We start from the raw sequence: 24,163 nt of genomic DNA on the forward strand, positions 1-24,163 counted from the left end.
CCCCACGATGCCCGCCCGCGAAATCACCATCATCAACAAGCTGGGCCTGCATGCCCGGGCGGCAGCCAAGTTCGTCGGCGTTGCTGGCCGCTTCCCCTGCCAGGTACGGGTTGGCCGCGCACCGGACAAGCTGGTGGATGGCAAGAGCATCATGGCGGTGATGATGCTGGCGGCCGGCAAAGGCACACAGGTTCACCTGCTTACCGAGGGTGAGCAGGACAACGACGCCATGGATGCGCTGGTCGAGCTGATCAACAACTTCTTCGACGAAGGCGAATAAAAACCTGCGCGGTCCTACAGGGACCGCGCAAGCCTGATCGTGAATCAGGACATCGCCGTGTCCATCACCATCATCAGGCAGAACCCGATGCACAACCCCAGGCTGGCCAGGCGATGATGGCCGTTGCTGCGTGATTCCGGGATGATTTCCTGGGTAACCACCAGCAGCATGGCCCCCGCCGCACAGGCCAGGCCCAGCGGCAGCAGCAGTTTGGCGATGTTCACCAACCAGGCACAGATCACTGCGGCTACCGGCTCGACCAGCCCAGAAGCAGCACCGATCAGGAAGGCTTTGAGGCGCGGCATGCCCGCCCCTGCCAGCACCAGCGCAATCACCAGCCCTTCAGGCACATCCTGCAAGGCAATGCCCATGGCCAGGCTGTCGGCGTCGGCCATGCCACCGCCGGCCGATACGCCAATCGCCATGCCTTCGGGAATGTTGTGCGCGATGATCGCGATGACAAACAGCCAGATGCGCGCAGCAATCACTGGCTGATTGCCGGTGCCGACCAGTGCTTCCGGCGAGGCACCTGACACCTTGAGGTCAACCAGAAACAGGCACAGCGCACCGAACATCAGGCCAAAGCTGATCAAGCCACCCGCACCCCAAGGGCTGAAACCGATGGATTGAGCGGCGTCCAGCCCCGGAATGATCAGGGAAAACGCGGTGGCCGCCAGCATTACGCCAGCGCCGAAGCCCAGCAGCGTATCGGCCAAGGCCACCGGCATGTTGCGAATGACCAGTACCGGTACCGCGCCCAGCGCCGTGCCCAGGGCGCATAATGCGCCGCCTTCCAGCGCACGCAACATGCGCGGTTCCAGGTCCAGCCAGGCAAGGCCACGCGCCACCAGCAGCGCGGTGCCAGCCAGCAAAAGCAAAGTCCCAAACGCCAGCCGAAACAGGCGCACACTGCTGACAGACATCACCTCAGAGCGCATACCGGTCCGACTCACTTAAGGGCTTCGAGGTAACGGCGTTCCACTTCGGCCCAGTCAATCACGTTGTAGAAGGCACCGATGTATTCCGGACGACGGTTCTGATACTTCAGGTAGTAGGCATGCTCCCACACGTCCAGGCCGAGGATTGGCGTGTTGCCGTGCATCAGCGGGCTGTCCTGGTTGCCACTGCTCTCGACCACCAGGGTTTTCTGCGGTGTTACGCTGAGCCAGGCCCAGCCGCTGCCAAAGCGGGTCAGTGCAGCCTTGGTGAACGCCTCCTTGAAGGCATCGAAACCACCCAGTTGCGAGGTGATGGCCTGCGCCAGCTGCCCGTGTGGGTCACCACCACCTTGCGGCGACATCACCGTCCAGAACTGGCTATGGTTGGCGTGCCCCCCACCATGGTTGGTCACAGCGCCACGCAGGTTTTCCGGTAGCTGCTTGACTGCACCCACCAGCTTTTCCACAGGCCAATCGGCCCATTCGGTGCCTTCTATGGCGGCATTGAGGCCGTTGACGTAGGTCTGGTGGTGCTTGGTGTGGTGAATTTCCATGGTCTGCGCGTCGATGTGCGGCTCCAGCGCATTGTAGGCGTAGGGCAAAACAGGCAAGGTATGCGGCATGTCAGTGAATTCCGTAGGCATGGGTTCTGGGCGCCACGTCTGGCTGGGCAGCGAGCTCGCTGGCCCCGGTGCCGTGGCGGTTGAGCAGACGCTCGGTACGTGGGTACTGGCCGTATTCGGCGATAAAACTCAGCAGCTCGGTGTAGGTGCGTCCACTGTGACGCAGCGCTGCGTCACGCAGCGCCTGGGGTAAACGCGCCTCCTGGCTGGCCTGCAGCAGCCGCTGGTGAGCGGCACACAGGTAGTCGGCGCTCTCGTGCGGCTGGTTGAGGCGCAGGTGCAGGTCGGCCAGGTTGTGATGGGCGATGACGAATGCAGCCACCGCTTCGTCGACGTCATGCCAGCGCTCGAACAGCACCTGCGCCAGCGCCAGGGCTTGCAGGTAGTGTTCCCGGGCGTCGACCAACTCGCCTTGTTCGAACAGGCGGTTGGCAGTTTCCGTAGTGCGTTTCCAGTGCTGCATGGTTGTCTCCTGAGCGGTGAACGCAGTGTCAGATCCCGCCAGCGGTGAGTTTTTCTGGGTCCAGCAGTGCTTCCAGCTGGTCGCGTGACAGGTCGGTGTGTTCCAGCGCCACGTCGATGATCGGGCGGCCCTGCTTGTAGGCGGTCTTGGCGATTTCGGCAGCCTTGAGGTAGCCGATAATCGGGTTCAGCGCAGTGACCAGAATCGGGTTACGCGCCAGGGCTTCCTTGAGCTTGCCCTCGTTGACCTTGAACGTGGCGATGGCCTTGTCGGCCAGCAGATGGCTGACGTTGGCCATCAGCTCGATGCTTTCCAGCAGGTTGCGGGCGATCACCGGCAGCATCACGTTCAGCTCGAAGTTGCCGGACTGGCCAGCCACAGCGATGGTGGCGTCGTTGCCGATCACTTGGGCAGCCACCATGGCGGTGGCCTCCGGAATCACCGGGTTGACCTTGCCAGGCATGATCGAAGAGCCCGGTTGCAGACCTTGCAGCTCGATTTCGCCCAGGCCGGCGAGCGGGCCGGAGTTCATCCAGCGCAGGTCGTTGGCGATCTTCATCAGCGCCACGGCAGTGGTCTTGAGCTGGCCAGACAGCGCCACGGCAGTGTCTTGCGAGCCGATCAGGGCGAACAGGTTCTGGCCCGGGGTGAACTCGACCTGGGTCAGGCCGCTGAGCTGGCGGGCGAAACCGGCCGCGAACTGTGGGTGGGCGTTGATGCCGGTCCCCACGGCCGTGCCACCTTGGGCCAGCGCCTGCAAGCTCGGCAGGGTCGCCTCGATGTGCGCCTTGGCGGCGTTGATCTGCGCGGCCCAGCCATCCAGCACCTGGCTCATGCGCACCGGCATGGCGTCCATCAAGTGGGTTCGGCCGGTTTTCACGTACTGATGCACCTGCACCGACTTGGTCTCAATCACCTGCACCAGATGGCTCAGGGCCGGAAGCAGTTGTTCGTGCAGGGCCAGTGCAGCACTGACGTGAATGGTCGTCGGGATGATGTCGTTGCTGCTCTGGCCACAGTTGACGTGGTCGTTGGCGTTCACCGCATCACCCAGTACACGGCTGGCCAGGGTGGCAATCACCTCGTTGGCGTTCATGTTCGAGCTGGTGCCGGAGCCGGTCTGGAACACATCCACCGGGAAGTGCTGGATGAAATCCTCGGCCAGCAGTTGCTCGACCGCCTTGACGATGGCATTGCCCTGCGCGGCAGACAATTGCTCCAACTCGACGTTGGCCTTGGCGGCAGCCGCCTTGGCCAGCAACAGCGCGCGAATGAACTGGGCCGGCATGCGCTGGCCGCTGACCGGGAAGTTGTCGACCGCGCGCTGGGTCTGGGCACCGTACAGGGCCTGGGCCGGCACCTGCAGTTCGCCCATGCTGTCACGCTCGATACGGGTATCACTCATCATCAAATCCTTGCATCAGTTCATCGGGAGAAATCGACGACAGCAGGCGGCAATTGGCCAACTGCAGGGCATAGGGCTGCCAACGCTGGTTCTGTTCCTGGCGATCGAGATTGCGCAGGTCCAGCAAAGGGCGCCAGGCCTGGTCCAGGCACAGGCAGCGCCAATGCCAGGGCAGCATGCGGTCGCAGGCGGTGTCCAGTAGCAGGCGGTAGGAGGTCAGTGCCACCGTCCATGGCGAGGTCTCAGTGCAGCACACCAGGTAGCGGCCCTCGGCCAGGTAATGCTCGATCAGGCGCGGCTCGTCGGGCTCGAGCGCACAGCGGATGCGCCGGCTGAGCCAGCGCCAGTTTTCCAGGTAGGGCAGTTCGCGGAGGACGGGTTTCATGAACATCATCGCCGGGTTACTGGATAATGATATTCATTATTAATTGATAAATAGAATCACTTCAAGAAAAAGGTGATGAAACAAAAAACCCGGCGCAGGGCCGGGTCTTCTGATTTGCCAAGGTCTCTGGAACGAATTAGCTACCCGCTACAGTCATTCGCTCGATCAGCACAGAACCCGTGTGAATGTTGCTACGGGTTTCGAGATCACTACCGATCGCGACAATTTGCTGGAACATATCCTTCATATTGCCGGCAATAGTCACTTCTTGCACCGCGTGCTGGATCTCGCCGTTCTCAACCCAGAACCCTGCCGCACCTCGGGAATAATCCCCGGTCACCATGTTCAGGCCGTGCCCCATCAGCTCGGTGACCAGCAGGCCACGGCCCATGCGGCGGATCAGTGCTGCCTGGTCTTCGACACCATGGCTGACGTACAGGTTGTGCACGCCACCGGCGTTGGCGGTACTTGGCAAGCCCAGCTTGCGCCCGGAATACGTGCCCAGCAGGTACGACACCAGCTCGCCTTTGTCGACGAACGGCTTGGCATAGGTGGCCAGGCCGTCACCATCGAATGCGGCGCTGCCCAGCGCTCGAGGAATGTGCGGGCGCTCGTCGAGGGTTAGCCAGGAGGGGAACAGGCGCTGGCCAATGGTCCCTTCAAGGAACGACGATTTGCGGTAAAGATTGCCGCCGGAAATGGCCGAGAGGAAGCTGCCGAACAGGCCGCCGGCCAGCTCGGCGGAAAACAGCACCGGTACTTCGCAAGTGGGCACCGGGCGCGCGCCCAGGCGGCTGGCGGCGCGTTGGGCAGCGCGTACACCGATACTGCGCGGATCGGCGAGCAGGTTGCCCTGGCGGTTTACGTCATACCAGTAGTCGCGCTGCATCTGCCCGTCGCCTTCGGCGATCATGACGCAACTCAGGCTGTGCCGGGTCGACGCGTAGCCCCCGATGAAGCCATGGCTGTTGCCATACACGCGGCAGCCCTGGTGGGTATTGAGGGTGGTGCCGTCGGCATTGAGGATGCGCGGGTCGGCATCGAACGCCGCAGCCTCGCAGGTCAGGGCCATCTCGATGGCCTTCTCGGGCTCGATGTCCCAGTCGTGATACAGGTCCAGGTCCGGGATGTCCCGGGCCATCAACGCGGCGTCCGCCAGGCCCGAGCATTCGTCCTCGGAAGTATGCTTGGCAATGGCCAACGCCGCAGCGACGGTTTCGCGGATCGCATCCGGGCCACTGGCCGAAGTGCTGGCCGAACCTTTGCGCTGGCCAACGTAGAGGGTAATGCCAAAACCCTGGTCGCGATTGAACTCGACGGTCTCGACCTCACGCTGGCGTACCGTGGTGGACAGGCCCTGCTCCAGCGACACGGCCACTTCGCAGGCACTGGCCCCCTGGCGGCGCGCCTCGGCGATGATTGCCTCGACCTGCTCCTGCAATGCTGGCAGGTCTTTCGGACCTACGCTCTGGACTGCACTCATGGTTCTCTCCACTCAAATTCTGCGTTCGGCGTGGGTCATTCTACGACCGGGCCGGACAAGCGGCCCCCGACTGGTTATCATGGCGGCGATTTCTAGCGGACTGCCACCATGGTTGATTCAAACGACGACGCCTTCGACGGCGAAAAAAGCAAAACCCAGATCAAGCGTGAACTGCATGCGCTGGTCGAACTCGGCGAGCGCCTTACTACGCTCAAGGCCGATACCCTGGCACGCCTGCCGTTGACCGACGAGCTGCGCAAAGCACTGGCTGAAGCCAGCAAGCACACCGCTCATGGCGCCCGTAAGCGCCACATGTCGTTCGTCGGCAAGCTGATGCGCGTGCAGGACCTGGACGCCATTCACGCCTTGCTCGAACAGATGGACAGCTCGACTCGCCAGTACAACGAGCGTTTCCACAACCTGGAGCGCTGGCGTGACCGGTTGATCGACGGTAACGACGAAGACCTCGAGCGTTTCGTCAACGAGTACCCCGAAACCGATCGCCAGCAAATGCGTTCGCTGGTGCGCCATGCTCAACACGAAAAGGCCCGGAACAAGCCACCTGCCGCTGCGCGCAAGGTGTTCAAGTACATCCGCGACCTCGACGAGTTGCAGCGCGGGTTGCGCTGAACCCTTGGGGGCCGCTTTGCGGCCCCCAAAAGCCATCACGCCCCGGTACCGCCCACGGTAATCGCATCCAGCTTCAAGGTAGGCTGCCCTACCCCCACCGGCACCGACTGCCCGTCCTTGCCGCATGTACCCACTCCGCTGTCCAGCGCCAGGTCGTTACCGACCATCGACACCCGGCTCATCGCCTCAGGGCCATTGCCGATCAGGGTTGCGCCTTTTACAGGTGCAGTAATCTTGCCGTCTTCGATCAGGTAAGCCTCACTGGTCGAGAACACGAACTTGCCGCTGGTGATGTCCACCTGTCCGCCGCCCAGATTGGCGCAGTAGATCCCTTTTTTCACGGATGCGATGATTTCCTGCGGGTCGCTTTCGCCAGCCCGCATGTAGGTATTGGTCATGCGTGGCATCGGCAGGTGTGCGTAGGATTCGCGACGGCCGTTGCCGGTCACCGCCATGCCCATCAGGCGTGCGTTCAGCTTGTCCTGCATGTAGCCCTTGAGCACCCCGTTCTCGATCAACGTGGTGCACTCGGTCGGGGTACCTTCGTCGTCGACGCTCAGCGAACCCCGACGGCCCTCGAGCGTGCCATCGTCAACGATGGTGCACAGGCTCGATGCCACTTTCTCGCCGATACGGCCGCTGAAAGCCGAACTGCCCTTGCGGTTGAAGTCACCTTCCAGGCCATGGCCGACAGCCTCGTGCAACAGCACACCCGACCAGCCCGAACCCAGCACCACCGGCAAGGTACCGGCCGGAGCCGGAATCGCTTCCAGGTTCACCAGAGCCTGACGCAGCGCTTCACGGGCATAGCCCATTACCCGCTCTTCAGTGAAGAAGCGGTAGTCGGTACGCCCGCCACCGCCCTGCCCGCCGCGTTCGCGGCGGCCGTTCTGCTCGACGATGACGCTGACGTTGAAGCGCACCAGCGGGCGCACGTCGGCAGCCAGGCTGCCATCGGCCGCCGCAATCAGGATACGCTCCCAGACCCCGGCCATGCTCACACTGACCTGCTGAATTCGCGGGTCCAGGGCACGGGTGGCGGCATCGACACGCTTGAGCAGCTCGACCTTTTCGGCACGGCTCAGTACATCCAGCGGGTTGTCTGCCGCATACAGGGCAGTGACTTCCTGGCTGCGGAAGGCCTGCACCGTGCCGTTTTGACCGGCACGGGAGATGGAACGGGCGGCGCGCGCCGCCGAGGTCAGCGCCTCGAGGTTGATTGCATTGCTGTAGGCGAACCCGGTCTTTTCACCGGACTGGGCACGCACGCCCACGCCCTGGTCGAGGTTGAAACTGCCCTCTTTGACGATGCCGTCTTCCAGCGCCCAGGTTTCCGAGATCTGGCCCTGGAAATACAGGTCGGCAGCGTCGATGCCGGGGCCAGCCAACTCACCCAGCACGCTCTGCAGGCTGTCCAGGGTCAAGCCGCCTGGGGCCAGGAGCTGCTCACTGACGGTGGATAACATCTGGCTCATAGTCACTCCGCGGTGTGCGCAGGCCGCAACGCGCCCTGCGAGAAAAAGCGCCGGTGCGATACCACCGGCATGCGCGCCCGAATGGACGCTTGTTCTTCAATGTCGCGCTCGGCAAGCAGTACCGCTTCGCCTTGCGCCTGTTCTGCAACGATGCGCCCCCAAGGGTCTACAATCGCCGCATGCCCATGGGTTTCCCGTGGGCCTGGGTGGGTGCCTCCCTGCGCCGCAGCCAGCAGGTAGCACTGGGTCTCGATGGCTCGGGCGCGTACCAGTACCTCCCAATGGGCCGCGCCTGTCACTGCCGTAAAGGCAGCCGGCGCAGTGATCAGCTCCGCGCCGGCAGCACGCAGTGCGCTGTACAGCTCGGGGAAGCGCAAGTCGTAGCACACGCTCAACCCCAGCCGCCCGACCGGCGTATCAGCCACCACCACCTGAGCACCATGGGCGTAGTCGTCCGACTCACGGTAACGGCCACGGTTGTCGGCAACATCCACGTCAAACAGGTGCAGCTTGTCATAACGTGCCGCCACCTCGCCGTGTTCATCGATCAACAGCGAGCAGGCATGGGCCTTGGCCTCGGGCTGGCCGACCGGTGGCAAGGGCAAGGTACCGGCAACAATCCATAACTTGAGGTCACGGGCGGTGCGTTTCAACCATGGCAGGATCGGCCCTTCGCCCAACGCTTCGGCTCGGCCGATGGCAGCGGCATCCTTACGGCCCATGGCAGCGAAATTTTCTGGCAGCACCGCCAGCCGTGCGCCGCCCATCGCGGCCTGCTCCAACAGGGCACCGGCACGCTGCAGGTTGGCCAGCACATCGTCCTGGCTGACCATCTGGATTACCGCTGCCTTCATGGGCACTCCTAGCGGGATTTCTCGAAAGGTTTCACAAAGGTGATTCTAGGCTCTTTAACCGGTCCTTCGACACGGTAGTGCACACTGGCAAAGCGCGAAACACGGTCACCGATCAACCGATCGACCAGGAACAAGGCGCCACCTACGGCCGGCGCGCCGACAATCAGTGCCGCCAGCGGCAGGTTGTTCGTCACCGGCAGGCTCACCTGCAGGTTGGCGTCGATCCGGTCGCCTAGCATGTCCAGGGTCCCATCCAGCTCGAAATTGCTCGACGGGCCGGTCACGCTGATGGGCTCGCGGGTCACATACACCCCGTCACTGGCCACCAGCAGCCCCTTGACCCGGTCATAGGCCAGGCCTTTGTCGAACAGGTCGGAGAAGTCCAGACGCAGGCGTCGACCAATGGAGTTGAAGTTGAGCAGGCCAAATACCCGCAACGCCTGGGCGCTGCCTTCAACCTCGACGAACTGGCCGGTACGCAGTGCCGCGTCCATGCTGCCCGAGAAGCGCTTCAGCCCCACCGCAGCCGGCGAACCCGGCCAGCGGCCATCCACATCCAGGCGGAAATCGCGGCTGGTCACGGTCGGCGCAAAGCCCCAGGCCTTGAGTACATCGGCCAGGTTCTTGCCGTCCAGGCGCCCTTTGTACCAGCTGCTGGTCTTGCCAGTTTCGCCTTCCCAGCCACCACCGCCGTCGATACGCAGGCCTTTGAAGTCGAGGTCGATATCACTGGCGCTAACACCACGCGCGGTGGGTCGCAACTTGATCGAGGCACTGCCGAACAAGTCATCGCCGCGGTACAGCTTGTCGATGCTCAGGTCCAGCGCCGGGACCTTGCGCGGGTCGAACTCGGCCAGCGGATCGGGGCCATCCTCGGCTTGCGCCTGGGCAGGGTCGGCCGCCGGCAAACGCAAGGTTTGCATGCGCACCACCATGGGCGAACCTTTGGCATCCGGCACGCGTGCGTTGCCTATCACTTCCTTGCTGTCAAGGCGCAGGTCCCAAGCCTGGCCGCCTCGTGCCAGCCTCACCACTGCCTGATTCAGGTCCATGCCAAAGGCTTTCAACTGGCCAATGCTCAGGTCTACGCTTTGCAGGTTTTGCCGCGCGCTGCCACCGGGGTCGTCGCCCGCCAGGCGTGCTGCCTGCTCTTGCCAAGGTGCCAGGTCCAGCGCCTCCAAACGGCCACGTACCCGCAACCCTTGACCGCCCGGCAGTTGAGCGTTACCGGCGCCCAACAGCAACTCACCGCGCCCCTGGGCCAGTGCGTCGGCCGGCGCGGCATAGGCAAAGCGGGCAAGGTCGGTGTAGGCAGCATCGAAGCGACGCTCCGTCCCCTGCAGGTTCATGCTGAAACGGCTGTCGCGGGTATCTGCCCCCGCTTTGCCGAACGGTGCCGGCAGGTCGATCGCCAGGCCCTTGAGGTTGGAAGTGACGTTCAGGCTGTTTTCCCGGCTACCCAGGTTGACCTGTAGGTGGTAAGGCAAGTCGCCGGAGGCCGGCAGGGCCTGCTTGAACTGCAGCCATTCGGTCAACGCCTTGAGCGACACCTGGCCATTGGCATTAATGCGGGTCTGCATCTGGCCGGCCTGGCCTTCAGCAGTGATTTGCGCCGTTACCGGCTTGCCGAAGGCTTGCAGGCTGATGCCCTTGCCGTTCAGGCCTTTGTCGAAATCAAAGCTGAAATCACCCTTCAGGCGGTTCAACTCCAGGCTCGGCGGGGCGACTTTCAGGCGCGCCTCGTTGGTGGCGAAGTCCACCTGTACTTTCGGTCGCAGCCCATGGGCCAAGGGGATATCGAGCTTGACCTTGCCCGTCAGCGGCCCTTCACCCTCCCAGCCGGCGAACATCTCACCGGTGCCGATTGGCGCTTCCTTGAGAATCTTCAGCCCGTCACCCAGGGTGCCGTCGAAGTCTCCATCCAGGTACAGGTGGCTGTGCTGGTCACCGTCGACATGCGGGATATCGACCGTCACATCGCTGACCTTGGTATCGAGCAGCACGCCGCGTTGGGCCTTGATGCGAACACCACTGTCCTCGATGAACACATCGCCATCCACGTGCTGCACCTGCGGCCAGCCAGGCTGGAAGTCCAGGGCGGCATCACGCACCTTGAAGAACAGGCTGATACTGCGCGCTTCAGGAGCCGCGCCATGATTCAGCGAGCCCTGGTACTGGAAGTAGCCTTCATCCACCGTGCCTTTGACGATGGCGCTGCGCAACCACTCGTCGAGGGCGGGGCTGAGCACCTCGGGCAAGTACTTGGCGGTATAGCGGCCATCGCCTTCGGTCAGGCCGACGCGCAGGTCCATGTAGTCCTCGCGGCCTTCCTCGAACAACAGGCGAATCAGGAAATCACCGGCGATCTTGCCCTCTTCGCCCAGCACCTTGAGGTACGGCGCTATCAGGGTGAAACCGTCTTTGTCCAAGGCCCAGGTCAGGCGTGCATTGGCCTTCTGGTAGTGCCAGGGCTTGGCGAAGATCGGGTACAGATGCAGCATGAATGCCTCGGTATCCAACCGCAGCTCACCATGGCCCAGGTCGCCACTGATGCTGCCGCTGACGTTACCGGCAGCCGGGGCATTGTGATAGGCATCGAAACCGACCTTTTCCAGGTTGGCCTCGAACTGCAGGCGTTTGTCGCCCTCGGCTTTCGGCCGGGCCTCCAGGCGCACATTGCGCAGCGCGCCGGTTACCTTCAGGCCATCGACCACAGCCATGACGTTGTCAGGCAACGGCGCCAAAGCATCGATCAGCGGGGTCAAGGGCGTGAGGTCGAGCCGGTCGGCCTGCACCCGCCAGTTTTCATCGGCTGCGTTCTCGCCCGGGCGCTGCTGCAACTGCAAGTGCGACTCCCAGCGGGACTCGCCGATGTCCATGGCCAGGGAGTCGACCACCACATCGAAGCCTTGATCCCGGCGCTGGAACCAGGCGCCCAGGGCCAGGTTGCTCAGCGTGGCAGCCTTGCGGCCGGTATAGGCACCCCGCAGTTCAGGCGCATTAAGCCGCACCACAGCCTGCTGCAACTGCCCTTTGCGCCAATCGACCCAGAACTCGCCGCCCGCTCGCAACGCGTCAGCTTGCCACTCACCGAGCAGGCGTGGTGGCAACCAGCGCGCCCAGTCACTTTGCGGCAGGCTCAGGTAGGCCTCCACCTGGCCATCACGCCAGGCCTTTGCTGACACACGGCTTTGCAGGTTCAGCGACAGAGGCTGGCCATCGGGCAAGGTGGCGCGCAACTCCAGCACTTGCCGTGAAGCACCCGCCTTCAGGCCGGCGCTGACATAGGTGAGGGTGAGCGGGTCACGCTGCCAGGGGTGCAAGGTGACCTGGCTGTCGAACACATCGACGCGGCCCAATTGACGCAGGCGCTGCAGCAGGTCGGCGGGGTCGAGTGGTGCGTCGTCTTTTTTCGGCAGGCCTTCGAGGTTCCAGGCGCCCTGCTCGTTCTCGCGCAAGATCAGTTGCAGGCCGCCCAGCTGAATACGCGCCAGGCGCACTTCACGGGCGGTAAGGCTGGCCCAGACATCAGGCACCACCTTCACGTCATCCAGGCGCAACGCCGTAGCGCCTTCGCCCAGTTGCAGGTCGCGCACCCGCAGCACCGGAGCCAGCCCGCTCCAGCGGCCCTCAAGGGCACCGACATGCACCGGCAGGCCCAGCGCCTGCTCGGCCTTGCTTTCCACATCGGCGCGGTACTCGGCCACCAGCGGCACCAGTTCGCGACCGAGGCTGACATACAGCGCCACCAATACCGCCAACAGGGCGCATAAGCCCAGCCCCCAGCGGGTCAAGGCGACAAGAACGCGGGTCAGACGTCCCATGGCCATGGCCCTCCAAGTCGTTTATCCATGATGGCCGGTAGCGGCGGTTTTGCCAGCCCGACCATCCTGCGGCGTGTTCTGGAAGAACTCAGAGCAGCACCACGTCGTATTGTTCCTGCGAATACATCGACTCAACCTGGAAGCGAATGGTTCGACCGATGAAAGCCTCCAGCTCAGCGACGTTGCCAGATTCTTCATCCAGCAGCCGGTCGACCACCTTCTGGTTGGCCAGTACACGGTAGCCCTCAGCCTGATAGGCCCGGGCCTCACGCAGGATCTCACGGAAGATCTCGTAACAAATGGTCTCGGGGGTTTTCAGCTTGCCGCGCCCCTGGCAGGCCAGGCACGGCTCACACAGCACCTGCTCCAGGCTTTCACGGGTGCGCTTGCGGGTCATCTGCACCAGGCCCAGCTCGGTAATGCCGATGATGTTGGTTTTGGCGTGATCACGCTCCAGCTGCTTTTCCAGGGTGCGCAGCACCTGGCGCTGGTGCTCTTCATCTTCCATGTCGATGAAGTCGATGATGATGATGCCGCCGATGTTGCGCAGGCGCAGTTGCCGGGCAATGGCAGTGGCGGCTTCCAGGTTGGTCTTGAAGATGGTCTCTTCCAGGTTGCGATGACCGACGAACGCGCCGGTGTTCACATCGATGGTGGTCATTGCTTCGGCCGGATCGACCACCAGGTAGCCACCCGACTTGAGCGGCACCTTGCGCTCAAGCGCACGCTGGATCTCGTCTTCAACGCCGTACAGGTCGAAGATCGGTCGCTCGCCCGGGTAGTGCTCGAGGCGGTCGGCGATTTCCGGCATCAGTTCGCCAACGAACTGCATGGTTTTCTGGAAGGTTTCCCGCGAGTCGATACGGATCTTCTCGATTTTCGGGTTGACCAGGTCACGCAGCGTGCGCAGGGCCAGGCCCAGGTCTTCGTAGATGACCGTGGGCGCACCGCACGTCTTGATCTGGGTGCCAATCTGCTCCCACAGGCGACGCAGGTAGCGGATGTCTTGCAGAATTTCTTCAGCGCGCGCGCCTTCTGCGGCGGTACGCAGGATAAAGCCACCGGCATCCTTGATGTTTTCGCTTTCCATGCAGTCGCTGACCACCTGCTTGAGGCGATCACGCTCGGCTTCGTCTTCGATCTTCAGCGATATGCCAACATGGCTGCTGCGGGGCATGTACACCAGATAGCGCGAAGGGATCGACAACTGGGTGGTCAGGCGCGCGCCCTTGGTGCCGATCGGGTCTTTGGTCACCTGCACCACCAAGGCCTGGCCTTCGTGGACCAGGGCGGTGATGTTCTCGACCGCCGAGCCTTCGCGCTGGGAAATTTCCGAGGCATGGATGAACGCCGCGCGCTCCAGGCCGATGTCGACGAAGGCCGCCTGCATGCCCGGCAGCACGCGCACCACCTTGCCCTTGTAGATATTGCCAACGATGCCACGGCGCTGGGTGCGCTCGACGTGCACCTCCTGCAGTACCCCGTTTTCCACCACCGCCACGCGTGACTCCATCGGGGTGATGTTGATCAGGATCTCTTCACTCATGGCACGTTCTCGTCAAGGATGTTCGGTAATGATGGATCGCAGTGGGGTGGCTGGCTAGCGCGGCGCTGATACTCCGTGTTGCTGCCAGCACGCGATGGAAAACGCATCCAGCAGGCGCGCAGTTTCGAATAGGGGCAGGCCGACCACGGTCGAGTAACTGCCCATCAGTTCCCTGACGAAGACTGCGCCCAGGCCCTGGATGGCGTAGCCGCCGGCTTTGTCATGGGGCTCACCGGTGGCCCAGTAGCGCTGCGCTTCTTCTGGGCTGATGGCACGGAAATAGACATGAGTACCTACGCACACGTCCAGGCAGCGAGCGCCGTCGGTCACGGCCACGGCGGTGATCACCTGATGATGGTCATCTGACAGCTGCGCGAGCATGGCCAGCGCGTGTTCGCGGTCACGGGGCTTGCCAAGGATCTGGCCGCCAATCGACACCACGGTATCGGCACCCAGCACCACACCGGGGCCGTTGAGCCCGGCCAAGCCGGCAGCAGCCTTCGCACGGGCAAGGCGCAGGGCGTACTCGGAGACGCCTTCATCCGGCAGCGGGGTTTCGTCGACAGAGGCACTGACAACGGAAAAGTCGACGCCGATCTGAGCTAACAGTTCGCGCCGACGGGGTGAGCCAGAAGCCAGGTAAAGCGGGGTCATCGGACATCTCCCTGTCAGTGGCACCGTGGCCGTCAATTGATGTGCAGGCGTCGGCGTGCGTCGCGCAAGGCAAAGCTTATCCATGGCCAGAGCAGTGCACTGATCACGGCCGACCAGACCAGTGCCAGGGTCGGCAGGCGGTTACCGGTGAGCGCGCTGAGCCACAGCTGAACCAGCTGGGCGATACCGAACACCACCAGGATCACCAGGCTCTGCTGCCACATGGGGAACATGCGCAAACGCTGTTGCAGTGACAGCACGAGGAAGGTGATCAGGGTGAGAATAAGCGCGTTTTGCCCAAGCAGGGTACCGTAGAGCACATCCTCGGCCAGGCCAAGCACGAATGCCGTGGTCATGCCGACTTTGTGCGGCACGGCGAGGGTCCAGAACGATACCAGCAAGGCCAGCCACATGGGGCGGAACACTTCCATGAACTGAGGCATGGGCGACACGCTGAGCAGCAGGCCGATGGCGAAGGTCAGCCAGATGAACCAGCCGTTGTTGCGGCGCGACGCTGCCATCACGGCCTCCTGGGTTGAGCGGTTGCCGCTGGCGCCGCAGCCGGTGTGGCAGGTTGCGCTGCGGGTGTGGCGGGCTTGGTCACTGCCGGCGCGGCCTGCTCGGGTGCGGCTGTGCCCTGCCCGGCTGCCGGCGCCCCCTTGCGATCGGCCTCTTCCTGAGCGATGGCGGCATCGGTGGCGCGCTCTTCAGGGGTGCGGCGATCACTGAACACCAGCAACATGTAGCGGCTGCGGTTCAGCGCGGCAGTAGGGATGGCACGCACGATAGCAAACGGCTGGCCGGAGTCGTGGATCACTTCGTTGACCGTGGCAACGGGGTAGCCAGCCGGGAAACGCTGGCCCATGCCGGAGCTGACCAGCAAATCCCCTTCCTTGATGTCTGCCGTATCGGCCACGTGACGCAGCTCCAGCCGTTCGGGGTTGCCGGTACCGCTGGCAATGGCGCGCAGGCCGTTACGGTTGACCTGTACCGGAATGCTGTGGGTGGTATCAGTGAGCAGCAGCACCCGTGAGGTGTAGGGCATCAACTCCACCACCTGGCCCATCAGGCCACGCGCATCGAGTACCGGCTGGCCCAGGAACACGCCGTCACGCTCACCCTTGTTGATCAGGATACGGTGGGTGAATGGGTTGGGGTCGACACCGATCAGTTCGGCCACCTCGACCTTTTCGTTAACCAGTGCCGATGAGTTGAGCAACTCGCGCAGGCGCACGTTCTGCTCGGTGAGGGCTGCCAGCTTCTGCAGGCGCCCCTGCAACAGCAGGGCTTCGGTCTTGAGTTTCTCGTTTTCGGCAATCAGCTCGTTGCGGCTGCCGAACTGCCCCGCCACCCCTTGCCAGACACGCTGCGGCAGGTCGGTGATCCAGTAGGATTCCATGAGCACCAGGCCCATTTGGCTGCGCACAGGTTTAAGCAGGTCGAAACGCGCGTCGACAACCATCAACGCGACCGACATCACTACCAGAACAAGCAGGCGCACGCCCAGCGAAGGGCCCTTGGAGAAAAGCGGTTTAATGGGCCGTTCCTCGTGGACGACTCAGGAGGTCATTGGACATGGGACAACGCACCAGCCTGGTTGCGGGTTGACGGATACGGCGCCCTGAACGGGCGCCAGCCCAGCACATACAGGTAGCACTGTGCGTACTGCCTGTAAACCGGGCGCTCGCGAACAGCAAGTGGGATCACTCGCTGGAGAGCAGGTCCATCGCGTGCTTGTCCATCATCTCCAGAGCGCGACCGCCGCCACGGGCGACACAGGTCAGCGGGTCTTCGGCGACGATCACCGGCAGGCCGGTTTCCTGGGCCAGCAGCTTGTCGAGGTCACGCAGCAGCGCGCCACCGCCGGTCAGCACCAGGCCACGCTCGGCGATGTCCGAAGCCAGCTCAGGCGGCGACTGCTCCAGAGCGCTCTTGACCGCCTGGACGATGGTCGCCAGCGATTCCTGCAGCGCTTCGAGCACTTCGTTGGAGTTCAGGGTGAAGGCACGCGGTACGCCCTCGGCCAGGTTACGGCCACGCACGTCGACTTCGCGCACTTCGCCGCCCGGGTAGGCGGTACCGATTTCCTGTTTGATGCGCTCGGCGGTGGACTCACCGATCAGGCTGCCGTAATTGCGGCGCACGTAGGTGACGATGGCTTCGTCGAAGCGGTCGCCGCCAACGCGGACGGATTCGGCATAAACCACGCCGTTCAGCGAGATGAGGGCGATTTCAGTGGTACCACCACCGATATCGACGACCATCGAACCGCGGGCTTCTTCAACCGGCAGGCCGGCACCGATGGCAGCAGCCATGGGCTCTTCGATCAGGAACACTTCACGGGCACCGGCACCCAGGGCCGACTCGCGAATGGCGCGGCGCTCTACCTGGGTCGACTTGCACGGCACGCAGATCAGCACACGCGGGCTTGGCTGCAGGAAGCTGTTCTCGTGAACCTTGTTGATAAAATATTGCAACATTTTTTCGCACACGCTGAAGTCGGCGATGACGCCGTCCTTCATCGGACGAATGGCAGCAATGTTGCCAGGCGTACGGCCCAGCATGCGTTTGGCTTCGGTACCGACGGCGACAACGCTTTTCTGGTTGCCATGGGTACGGATGGCAACAACCGAGGGCTCATTCAGGACGATACCGCGCTCACGCACGTAAATAAGGGTGTTGGCAGTACCCAGGTCGATGGAAAGATCGCTGGAAAACATGCCACGCAGTTTCTTGAACATGGGAAAGTGACCCTGGGGAAAGCGTGGGTAAAAAAGTGCGGCAAACTCTAACAATGGCAGGGATTTTGGGCAAGGAGCCAATATGTTAAATTGGCTGTTTTTCCGAGCACGCCAGCAGAAATTCGCGGCCGTTAGACCGTCAGAAAGCTGACATGTTCCTCACTGCGGACCCAAATTCCGTTCTTTGTTTCCCCTGGAGATCCCCATGGCGCTTGAACGCTGCGACGTGGAAAAGATCGCCCATCTGGCCCGCCTGGGCTTGAATGATGGCGAACTGCCACGCATTACTGACGCCCTGAACAGCATTCTCGGGCTGGTCGACCAGATGCAAGCGGTCGATACCACTGGCATCGAACCCCTGGCCCACCCCCTGGAGGCCAGCCAGCGCCTGCGCCCCGACCAGGTCACCGAAAGCAACCAGCGCGATGCCTACCAGGCAATCGCGCCGTCGACCGAAAGCGGTCTGTACCTGGTTCCCAAAGTCATCGAGTAAGGGATAGAGCCTGCCATGCATCAATTGACCCTGGCCGAGATCGCCCGCGGACTCGCCGACAAGTCGTTTTCTTCCGAAGAGCTGACCGGCGCCCTGCTGGCGCGCATCAAGCAGCTCGACCCGCAGATCAACAGCTTCATCAGCGTCACCGAAGACCTGGCCCTGGGCCAGGCGCGTGCCGCCGACGCCCGTCGCGCCGCTGGCGAAACCGGCGCGCTGCTGGGTGCACCCGTCGCCCACAAGGACCTGTTCTGCACCAACGGTGTACGCACCAGCTGCGGTTCGAAGATGCTCGACAACTTCAAAGCGCCGTATGACGCCACCGTGGTCGCCAAGCTGGCCGAAGCCGGCATGGTCACCCTGGGCAAGACCAACATGGACGAGTTCGCCATGGGTTCGGCCAATGAATCCAGCCACTACGGCGCGGTGAAGAACCCGTGGAACCTTGAACACGTTCCGGGCGGTTCGTCGGGTGGTTCGGCCGCTGCCGTGGCTGCACGCCTGCTGCCGGCCACTACCGGCACCGACACCGGCGGCTCGATCCGCCAGCCGGCAGCACTGACCAACCTCACCGGCCTCAAGCCGACGTACGGTCGCGTTTCGCGCTGGGGCATGATCGCCTACGCCTCCAGCCTCGACCAGGGTGGCCCGCTGGCCCGCACGGCCGAGGACTGCGCCCTGCTGCTGCAAGGCATGGCCGGTTTCGACGTCAAGGACTCCACCAGCATCGAAGAGCCGGTGCCGGACTACAGCGCCAACCTCAACGCCTCGCTCCAGGGCCTGCGCATCGGCCTGCCGAAGGAATACTTCGGCGCCGGCCTCGACCCGCGCATCGCCGACCTGGTCCAGGCCAGCGTCAAGGAGCTGGAAAAGCTCGGCGCCGTGGTCAAGGAAATCAGCCTGCCGAACATGCAGCACGCCATCCCGGCCTACTACGTGATCGCTCCGGCTGAAGCCTCCTCCAACCTGTCGCGCTTCGACGGCGTGCGCTTCGGCTACCGCTGCGAAGCACCGAAGGACCTCACAGACCTGTACAAGCGCTCCCGTGGCGAAGGCTTCGGTGTTGAAGTACAGCGCCGTATCATGGTCGGGACCTACGCCCTGTCGGCCGGCTACTACGACGCCTACTACGTGAAGGCGCAGCAAATCCGCCGCCTGATCAAGAACGACTTCATGGCCGCCTTCAACGACGTCGACCTGATCCTCGGCCCGACCACGCCAAACCCGGCCTGGAAGCTTGGCGCCAAGAGCAGCGACCCGGTCGCCGCCTACCTGGAAGACGTCTACACCATCACCGCCAACCTGGCGGGCCTGCCGGGCCTGTCGATGCCCGCCGGCTTCGTCGATGGCCTGCCGGTCGGCGTGCAACTGCTGGCGCCGTACTTCCAGGAAGGCCGCCTGCTCAACGTCGCGCACCGCTACCAGCAAGTGACCGACTGGCACACCCGCGCCCCCAACGGCTTCTGAGGAATTCACACATGCAATGGGAAGTTGTGATCGGGCTGGAAATCCACACTCAGCTCGCCACCCAGTCGAAGATCTTCTCCGGCAGCGCCACCACCTTTGGCTCCGAGCCGAACACCCAGGCCAGCCTGGTTGACTTGGGGATGCCCGGCGTACTGCCGGTGTTGAACCAGGAGGCCGTGCGCATGGCGTGCATGTTCGGCCTGGCCATCGATGCCGAAATCGGCAAGCGCAACGTGTTCGCGCGCAAGAACTACTTCTACCCGGACCTGCCCAAGGGTTACCAGATCAGCCAGATGGACCTGCCGATCGTCGGCAAGGGCCACCTGGACATCGCCCTGGAAGACGGCACCATCAAGCGCATAGGGGTCACCCGCGCGCACCTTGAGGAAGACGCCGGCAAGAGCCTGCACGAAGACTTCAGCGGCTCCACCGGCATTGACCTGAACCGCGCCGGCACACCACTGCTGGAAATCGTCTCCGAGCCTGACATGCGCAGCGCCAAGGAGGCCGTGGCCTACGTCAAGGCTATCCACGCACTGGTGCGCTACCTGGGCATCTGCGACGGCAACATGGCCGAAGGCTCGCTGCGTTGCGACTGCAACGTGTCGATCCGCCCGAAAGGCCAGGCCGAATTCGGCACCCGCTGCGAGATCAAGAACGTCAACTCGTTCCGCTTCATCGAGCGCGCGATCAACAGCGAAATCCAGCGCCAGATCGACCTGATCGAAGACGGCGGCAAGGTGGTGCAGGAAACCCGCCTGTACGACCCGAACAAGGACGAAACCCGCTCCATGCGCAGCAAGGAGGAAGCCAACGACTACCGTTACTTCCCCGACCCGGACCTGCTGCCGGTGGTCATTGAGGACAGCTTCCTCGAAACCGTCCGCGCCGGCCTGCCGGAACTGCCACCGCAGAAGGTCGAGCGCTTCCAGAGCCAGTACGGCCTGTCGGCCTACGACGCCAACGTGCTGGCGTCGAGCCGCGAACAGGCTGACTACTTCGAAGAAGTGGTCAAGATCGGTGGCGATGCCAAGCTGGCCGCCAACTGGGTCATGGTCGAGCTGGGCAGCCTGCTGAACAAGCTGGGTGTCGAAATCGACCAGGCACCGGTCAGCGCCGCACAGCTGGGTGGCATGCTGTTGCGCATCCGCGACAACACCATCAGCGGCAAAATTGCCAAGACTGTGTTCGAGGCCATGGCCGCCGGTGAAGGCGATGCCGACAGCATCATCGAGAGCAAAGGCCTGAAGCAGGTCACCGACACCGGTGCGATCGACAAGATGCTCGACGAGATGCTGGCAGCCAATGCCGAGCAGGTCGAACAGTACCGCGCGGCCGATGAAGCCAAGCGTGGCAAGATGTTCGGCTTCTTTGTCGGTCAGGCAATGAAAGCCTCCAAAGGCAAAGCCAACCCGGGGCAGGTGAACCAATTGCTCAAGGCCAAGCTCGAAGGGTGATTGTTTTACCCCTGTAGTCCTGCGAGGGCTTCGCCCTCGTTCGCGAGCAAGCTCGCTCCCACAGTTACAGCGCCGCTGTCACGGGCGGTGATATACCTGTGGGAGCGGGCTTGCCCGCGAATGGCCACACCGGAGCATTTAAATTGCTGAAACGATCACTGAGCACCCTTGCCCTCTTCTCCTTGCTGGCCGGCTGCGCCAGCCACGACATCGACCCACGCGGTTATGACAAAACCGGAACCGCCTCCTATTACGGTTCACGCCACCACGGCAAGCGCACCGCCAGCGGCGAACCCTTCAACCAGCATGGCCTCACCGCCGCCCACCGCAGCCTGCCTTTCGGCACCCGCGTACTGGTGACCAACATGGCCAACCAGCGCAGTGTGGTGGTACGCATCAACGACCGTGGCCCACATACCCGCGGCCGGCTGATCGACCTGTCACGCGCCGCCGCAGAAAAAATCGGCATGCTCCGTAGCGGAACAGCGCGCGTGCGAGTACAAGGGCTTAGCGACTGACGCGACAGGAGTCCGACCATTTTCGACCTGGCCACCCTTCCCACCTTCAGCCTCCTGCAACTGGGCATCGCCCTGGTGTTGCTGGTTGGCGGCGCCGAGTTGCTGGTGCGCGCCGCGCTGCGCCTTGCCCAGCGCCTTCACGTACGCCCGCTGATCATCGGCCTGAGCCTGGTGGCCTTCGGCAGTACCGCGCCACAACTTACCGTAAGCCTGCAGGCTGCCTACCAGGGCGCGCCGGACGTGGCGGTGGGCAGCGTAATCGGCAGCAATATCTTCAACGTGCTGGTCATTCTTGGCCTGGCCGCGCTGATCATTCCCCTGCGCGTGTCGCGCCAACTGGTGCGCCTGGACATTCCGCTGATGATCATCGCCAGCGGCCTGGTCTATGCGCTGTCTGCCAACGGCCACCTGGGCCGGGTTGAAGGGGGGCTGTTGCTTCTGGGCCTGGGCGGTTACCTGGCGATGCTCTGGCACCAGTCGCGTCACTATGCCCGTACCTACCCTGCCCCGGACAGCGCAAAAACCGGTGCCGGGCGCTTCTGGTCCGGCACGCTGCTGCAGGTGCTGGCCGGCCTTGGCTTGCTGAGCCTGGCGGGCCACCTGCTGCTGGAGGCCGCTGTGGAGGTTGCCACCGACCTGGGCCTGTCCGAACGCATCATTGGCCTTACCGTTGTCGCCATCTGCACCTCCCTGCCTGAGCTGGCCGCCGCGCTGATTGCCGCCCTGCGCGGCGAACGGGAAATCGCCGTGGGTACGGTGATCGGCAGCAACCTGTTCAACCTGCTGGCTGTATTGGGCCTGACCGCACTCGTCACGCCCGAGCCGCTGTCGATTTCACCCAATGCGCTGTCTTTCGACCTGCCAGTGATGCTCGGCGTTGCGGCACTGAGCCTGCCGGTGTTTTATTCCGGCTATCGCGTCACCCGTGCCGAAGGCCTGGTATTCCTTTGCCTGTACCTAGCCTACGGCCTGCACGTAGCAGCCTTTACCATGGGGATGCCGCTGGCTGGTCGACTTGAACATTTGATGCTGTTCTATGTACTGCCGGTGCTCGCCGTGGTGCTGCTGTTCACCACTGTGCGCGCCTGGCGTCGCCAACACTAAGGAAAACAACATGGCTGATAGCAACAAGACCGGCGAACAGATTCGCCGCCAGGTAATGGGCGATGCATTCGTCGACCGCGCACTGGGCAATGCCACCGACTTTACCCAGCCGCTACAGGACTTTGTCAATGAACATGCCTGGGGCAGCGTATGGGCCCGCGAGGGGCTACCACTGAAGACCCGCAGCCTGATTACCCTGGCCACGCTGACAGCACTCAAGTGCCCGCAAGAGCTCAAGGGGCATGTGCGCGGGGCATTGAACAATGGCTGTACGGTGGAGGAGATTCGCGAGGCGTTGCTGCATTGCGCAGTGTATGCGGGAGTGCCGGCAGCAATTGATGCCTTCAGGGCGGCACAGGAAGTGATCGACAGCTATCAGTAGTTGCCTGCACCGGCCTCTTCGCGGGCAAACCCGCCAAGAGGCCGGCACTGCCTTACTTGGCTTGGCGAGCCTTCTTCATCTTGAAGGCCACCCACAGCACCAGGATCCACCCCGGGATCAGCATCACCGAAATGCGGATCGGCGGCGTCAGGTACATCACCACCAGAATCAGCACGATGAACGCCAGGCACAGGTAGTTGGTCAACGGGTGCCCCCAGCTCTTGTAGAACGGGGTAATGCCTGCGGCCAGCTTGGCCTTGCGGAATTTCAGGTGGGTAATACTGATGCTCGCCCAGTTGATGACCAATGCCGACACCGCCAAGGCCATCAGCAAGCCAAAAGCCTCACCCGGCATCAGGTAGTTGATCACCACGCACAGGCCGGTGGCAAAGGCCGACACACCCAATGCAGTCAGCGGCACGCCGCTGCGGCTCACTTTCAGCAATTGACGCGGCGCGTCACCCTGGCTGGCCAGGCCGAACAGCATGCGGCTGTTGGCATACACACAGCTGTTGTACACCGACAGCGCGGCCGTCAGCACCACGATGTTGAGGATGGTCGCTACCAGGTCGCTGTCCAGCTCGTGGAAGATCATCACGAACGGGCTGCCGCCCTGCACCACCTTCTGCCACGGGTACAGCGACAGCAGCACCGCCAGGGCACCGATGTAGAAGATCAGGATGCGGTAAACCACCTGGTTGGTGGCCTTGGGAATGCTCTGGCGAGGGTTGTCAGCCTCGGCAGCGGTGATACCCACCAGCTCCAGGCCACCGAACGAGAACATGATCACCGCCAGCGCCATCACCAGGCCAGTGACACCGTTAGGGAAGAAGCCGCCGTATTGCCACAGGTTGGCCACGCTGGCATCCGGGCCGCCATGGCCGCTGCTCAGCAGCCAGGCGCCAAAGCCGATCATGCTGACGATGGCGACCACCTTGACCAGGGCGAACCAGAACTCCATCTCGCCGTAGACCTTTACCTGGGTCAGGTTGATGAGGTTGATCACCACGAAGAAGATCGCTGCCGTGGCCCAGGTCGGGAACTCTGGCCACCAGTACTGCACGTAGATACCCACCGCAGTCAGCTCGGCCATGCCGACCAGCACGTACACCACCCAGTAGTTCCAGCCCGACACGAAGCCGGCGAACTCGCTCCAGTACTGGTGGGCGAAGTGGCTGAAGCTGCCGGCGACCGGCTCTTCCACCACCATTTCGCCCAACTGGCGCATGATCAGGAAAGCCATCAGGCCAGCGATGGCATAACCCAGCAGAACGGAAGGGCCGGCCAGCTGAATGGTCTGGGCGATACCCAGGAACAACCCGGTACCGATGGCCCCACCCAGCGCGATCAGCTGGATATGGCGATTCTTCAGCCCGCGCTGTAACCGCTCGGGCGTGCTCTGGTCTTGCATGAAGTGTCCTTTAGCTCAGTGAGGCTGTGT

General features: G+C 63.1%; 23 protein-coding genes. 8 read left to right on the plus strand and 15 right to left on the minus strand.

Annotation, left to right across the window (positions count from 1 at the left end):
- Positions 1-7 precede the first annotated feature (7 nt).
- A complete protein-coding gene (locus ACF8MI_RS27240) occupies positions 8-280 on the plus strand; it encodes an HPr family phosphocarrier protein (RefSeq protein WP_016713141.1) in 273 nt (90 codons plus the stop codon).
- A gap of 44 nt (positions 281-324) precedes the next feature.
- Here ACF8MI_RS27240 and ACF8MI_RS27245 read toward each other — a convergent pair whose 3' ends face one another.
- The 6 genes from ACF8MI_RS27245 to pmbA form a co-directional block, all read right to left on the minus strand.
- Positions 325-1,218, minus strand: a complete 894-nt coding sequence (locus ACF8MI_RS27245; RefSeq protein ID WP_200929488.1) for a ZIP family metal transporter — start codon at positions 1,216-1,218, stop codon at positions 325-327.
- An 11-nt stretch (positions 1,219-1,229) separates the two neighbouring features.
- On the minus strand, positions 1,230-1,841 hold the full coding sequence (locus tag ACF8MI_RS27250) for a superoxide dismutase (protein ID WP_200928782.1): 612 nt from the start codon (positions 1,839-1,841) through the stop codon (positions 1,230-1,232).
- Position 1,842: 1 nt separating this feature from the next.
- Positions 1,843-2,304: a hypothetical protein gene (locus ACF8MI_RS27255; RefSeq protein ID WP_060501756.1), complete on the minus strand. Its 462-nt coding sequence runs from the start codon at positions 2,302-2,304 to the stop codon at positions 1,843-1,845.
- A gap of 28 nt (positions 2,305-2,332) precedes the next feature.
- On the minus strand, positions 2,333-3,709 hold the full coding sequence (locus tag ACF8MI_RS27260; protein WP_060501758.1) for a lyase family protein: 1,377 nt from the start codon (positions 3,707-3,709) through the stop codon (positions 2,333-2,335).
- A complete protein-coding gene (locus ACF8MI_RS27265) occupies positions 3,702-4,103 on the minus strand; it encodes a FagA protein (RefSeq protein ID WP_200928783.1) in 402 nt (133 codons plus the stop codon). Before ACF8MI_RS27265 ends, ACF8MI_RS27260 begins: the two co-directional genes overlap by 8 nt.
- A 127-nt stretch (positions 4,104-4,230) precedes the next feature.
- Positions 4,231-5,577, minus strand: coding sequence for a metalloprotease PmbA (gene pmbA / locus ACF8MI_RS27270; RefSeq protein WP_060501762.1), 1,347 nt, complete (start codon positions 5,575-5,577; stop codon positions 4,231-4,233).
- A gap of 108 nt (positions 5,578-5,685) precedes the next feature.
- Here pmbA and yjgA point away from each other — a divergent pair, with 108 nt between their 5' ends.
- Positions 5,686-6,207: a ribosome biogenesis factor YjgA gene (yjgA, locus tag ACF8MI_RS27275; protein ID WP_016713148.1), complete on the plus strand. Its 522-nt coding sequence runs from the start codon at positions 5,686-5,688 to the stop codon at positions 6,205-6,207.
- A 35-nt stretch (positions 6,208-6,242) separates the two neighbouring features.
- On the opposite strand, the gene tldD is transcribed toward yjgA, so the two are convergent.
- The 8 genes from tldD to mreB all read right to left on the minus strand — a co-directional run bounded on the left by tldD (position 6,243) and on the right by mreB (position 17,301).
- Positions 6,243-7,682 carry a metalloprotease TldD gene (tldD, locus tag ACF8MI_RS27280; protein ID WP_012270646.1) on the minus strand — a complete coding sequence of 480 codons (1,440 nt, stop codon included), beginning with the start codon at positions 7,680-7,682 and terminating at the stop codon, positions 6,243-6,245.
- A 2-nt stretch (positions 7,683-7,684) separates the two neighbouring features.
- Positions 7,685-8,536, minus strand: a complete 852-nt coding sequence (locus tag ACF8MI_RS27285) for a carbon-nitrogen hydrolase family protein (RefSeq protein ID WP_060501765.1) — start codon at positions 8,534-8,536, stop codon at positions 7,685-7,687.
- A gap of 8 nt (positions 8,537-8,544) precedes the next feature.
- Positions 8,545-12,366, minus strand: a complete 3,822-nt coding sequence (locus ACF8MI_RS27290) for a YhdP family protein (protein WP_200928784.1) — start codon at positions 12,364-12,366, stop codon at positions 8,545-8,547.
- Between the two features lie 82 nt (positions 12,367-12,448).
- On the minus strand, positions 12,449-13,906 hold the full coding sequence (rng, locus tag ACF8MI_RS27295; RefSeq protein WP_060501769.1) for a ribonuclease G: 1,458 nt from the start codon (positions 13,904-13,906) through the stop codon (positions 12,449-12,451).
- Positions 13,907-13,960: 54 nt separating this feature from the next.
- Positions 13,961-14,560, minus strand: a complete 600-nt coding sequence (locus ACF8MI_RS27300; protein ID WP_104834033.1) for a nucleoside triphosphate pyrophosphatase — start codon at positions 14,558-14,560, stop codon at positions 13,961-13,963.
- Positions 14,561-14,592: 32 nt separating this feature from the next.
- Positions 14,593-15,081, minus strand: a complete 489-nt coding sequence (gene mreD, locus ACF8MI_RS27305) for a rod shape-determining protein MreD (protein WP_060501773.1) — start codon at positions 15,079-15,081, stop codon at positions 14,593-14,595.
- A complete protein-coding gene (gene mreC, locus ACF8MI_RS27310; RefSeq protein WP_060501775.1) occupies positions 15,081-16,037 on the minus strand; it encodes a rod shape-determining protein MreC in 957 nt (318 codons plus the stop codon). Before mreC ends, mreD begins: the two co-directional genes overlap by 1 nt.
- Before the next feature lie 226 nt (positions 16,038-16,263).
- Positions 16,264-17,301, minus strand: a complete 1,038-nt coding sequence (mreB, locus tag ACF8MI_RS27315) for a rod shape-determining protein MreB (protein WP_003255163.1) — start codon at positions 17,299-17,301, stop codon at positions 16,264-16,266.
- Positions 17,302-17,506: 205 nt separating this feature from the next.
- Between mreB and gatC the strand changes: the two genes are divergently transcribed.
- The 6 genes from gatC (at position 17,507) to ACF8MI_RS27345 (ending at position 22,722) form a co-directional block, all read left to right on the plus strand.
- Positions 17,507-17,794, plus strand: a complete 288-nt coding sequence (gene gatC / locus ACF8MI_RS27320) for an Asp-tRNA(Asn)/Glu-tRNA(Gln) amidotransferase subunit GatC (RefSeq protein WP_003255165.1) — start codon at positions 17,507-17,509, stop codon at positions 17,792-17,794.
- A 15-nt stretch (positions 17,795-17,809) separates the two neighbouring features.
- Complete coding sequence (gene gatA / locus ACF8MI_RS27325) at positions 17,810-19,261, plus strand: Asp-tRNA(Asn)/Glu-tRNA(Gln) amidotransferase subunit GatA (protein ID WP_060501777.1); 1,452 nt, start codon at positions 17,810-17,812, stop codon at positions 19,259-19,261.
- A gap of 11 nt (positions 19,262-19,272) precedes the next feature.
- Positions 19,273-20,718, plus strand: a complete 1,446-nt coding sequence (gene gatB / locus ACF8MI_RS27330; protein WP_016713158.1) for an Asp-tRNA(Asn)/Glu-tRNA(Gln) amidotransferase subunit GatB — start codon at positions 19,273-19,275, stop codon at positions 20,716-20,718.
- A gap of 143 nt (positions 20,719-20,861) precedes the next feature.
- A complete protein-coding gene (locus ACF8MI_RS27335; RefSeq protein ID WP_177337148.1) occupies positions 20,862-21,236 on the plus strand; it encodes a septal ring lytic transglycosylase RlpA family protein in 375 nt (124 codons plus the stop codon).
- A gap of 60 nt (positions 21,237-21,296) precedes the next feature.
- The gene (locus tag ACF8MI_RS27340) at positions 21,297-22,340 is read left to right on the plus strand and encodes a calcium/sodium antiporter (RefSeq protein WP_060501783.1); all 1,044 of its coding nucleotides are present in this window, start codon (positions 21,297-21,299) and stop codon (positions 22,338-22,340) included.
- Between the two features lie 10 nt (positions 22,341-22,350).
- On the plus strand, positions 22,351-22,722 hold the full coding sequence (locus ACF8MI_RS27345) for a carboxymuconolactone decarboxylase family protein (RefSeq protein ID WP_016713161.1): 372 nt from the start codon (positions 22,351-22,353) through the stop codon (positions 22,720-22,722).
- Between the two features lie 52 nt (positions 22,723-22,774).
- Here ACF8MI_RS27345 and ACF8MI_RS27350 read toward each other — a convergent pair whose 3' ends face one another.
- On the minus strand, positions 22,775-24,133 hold the full coding sequence (locus ACF8MI_RS27350) for an amino acid permease (protein WP_060501785.1): 1,359 nt from the start codon (positions 24,131-24,133) through the stop codon (positions 22,775-22,777).
- Positions 24,134-24,163: the final 30 nt, after the last annotated feature.

It is taken from the genome of Pseudomonas sp. yb_9 (assembly GCF_043103635.1).
Lineage (GTDB): Bacteria > Pseudomonadota > Gammaproteobacteria > Pseudomonadales > Pseudomonadaceae > Aquipseudomonas > Aquipseudomonas monteilii.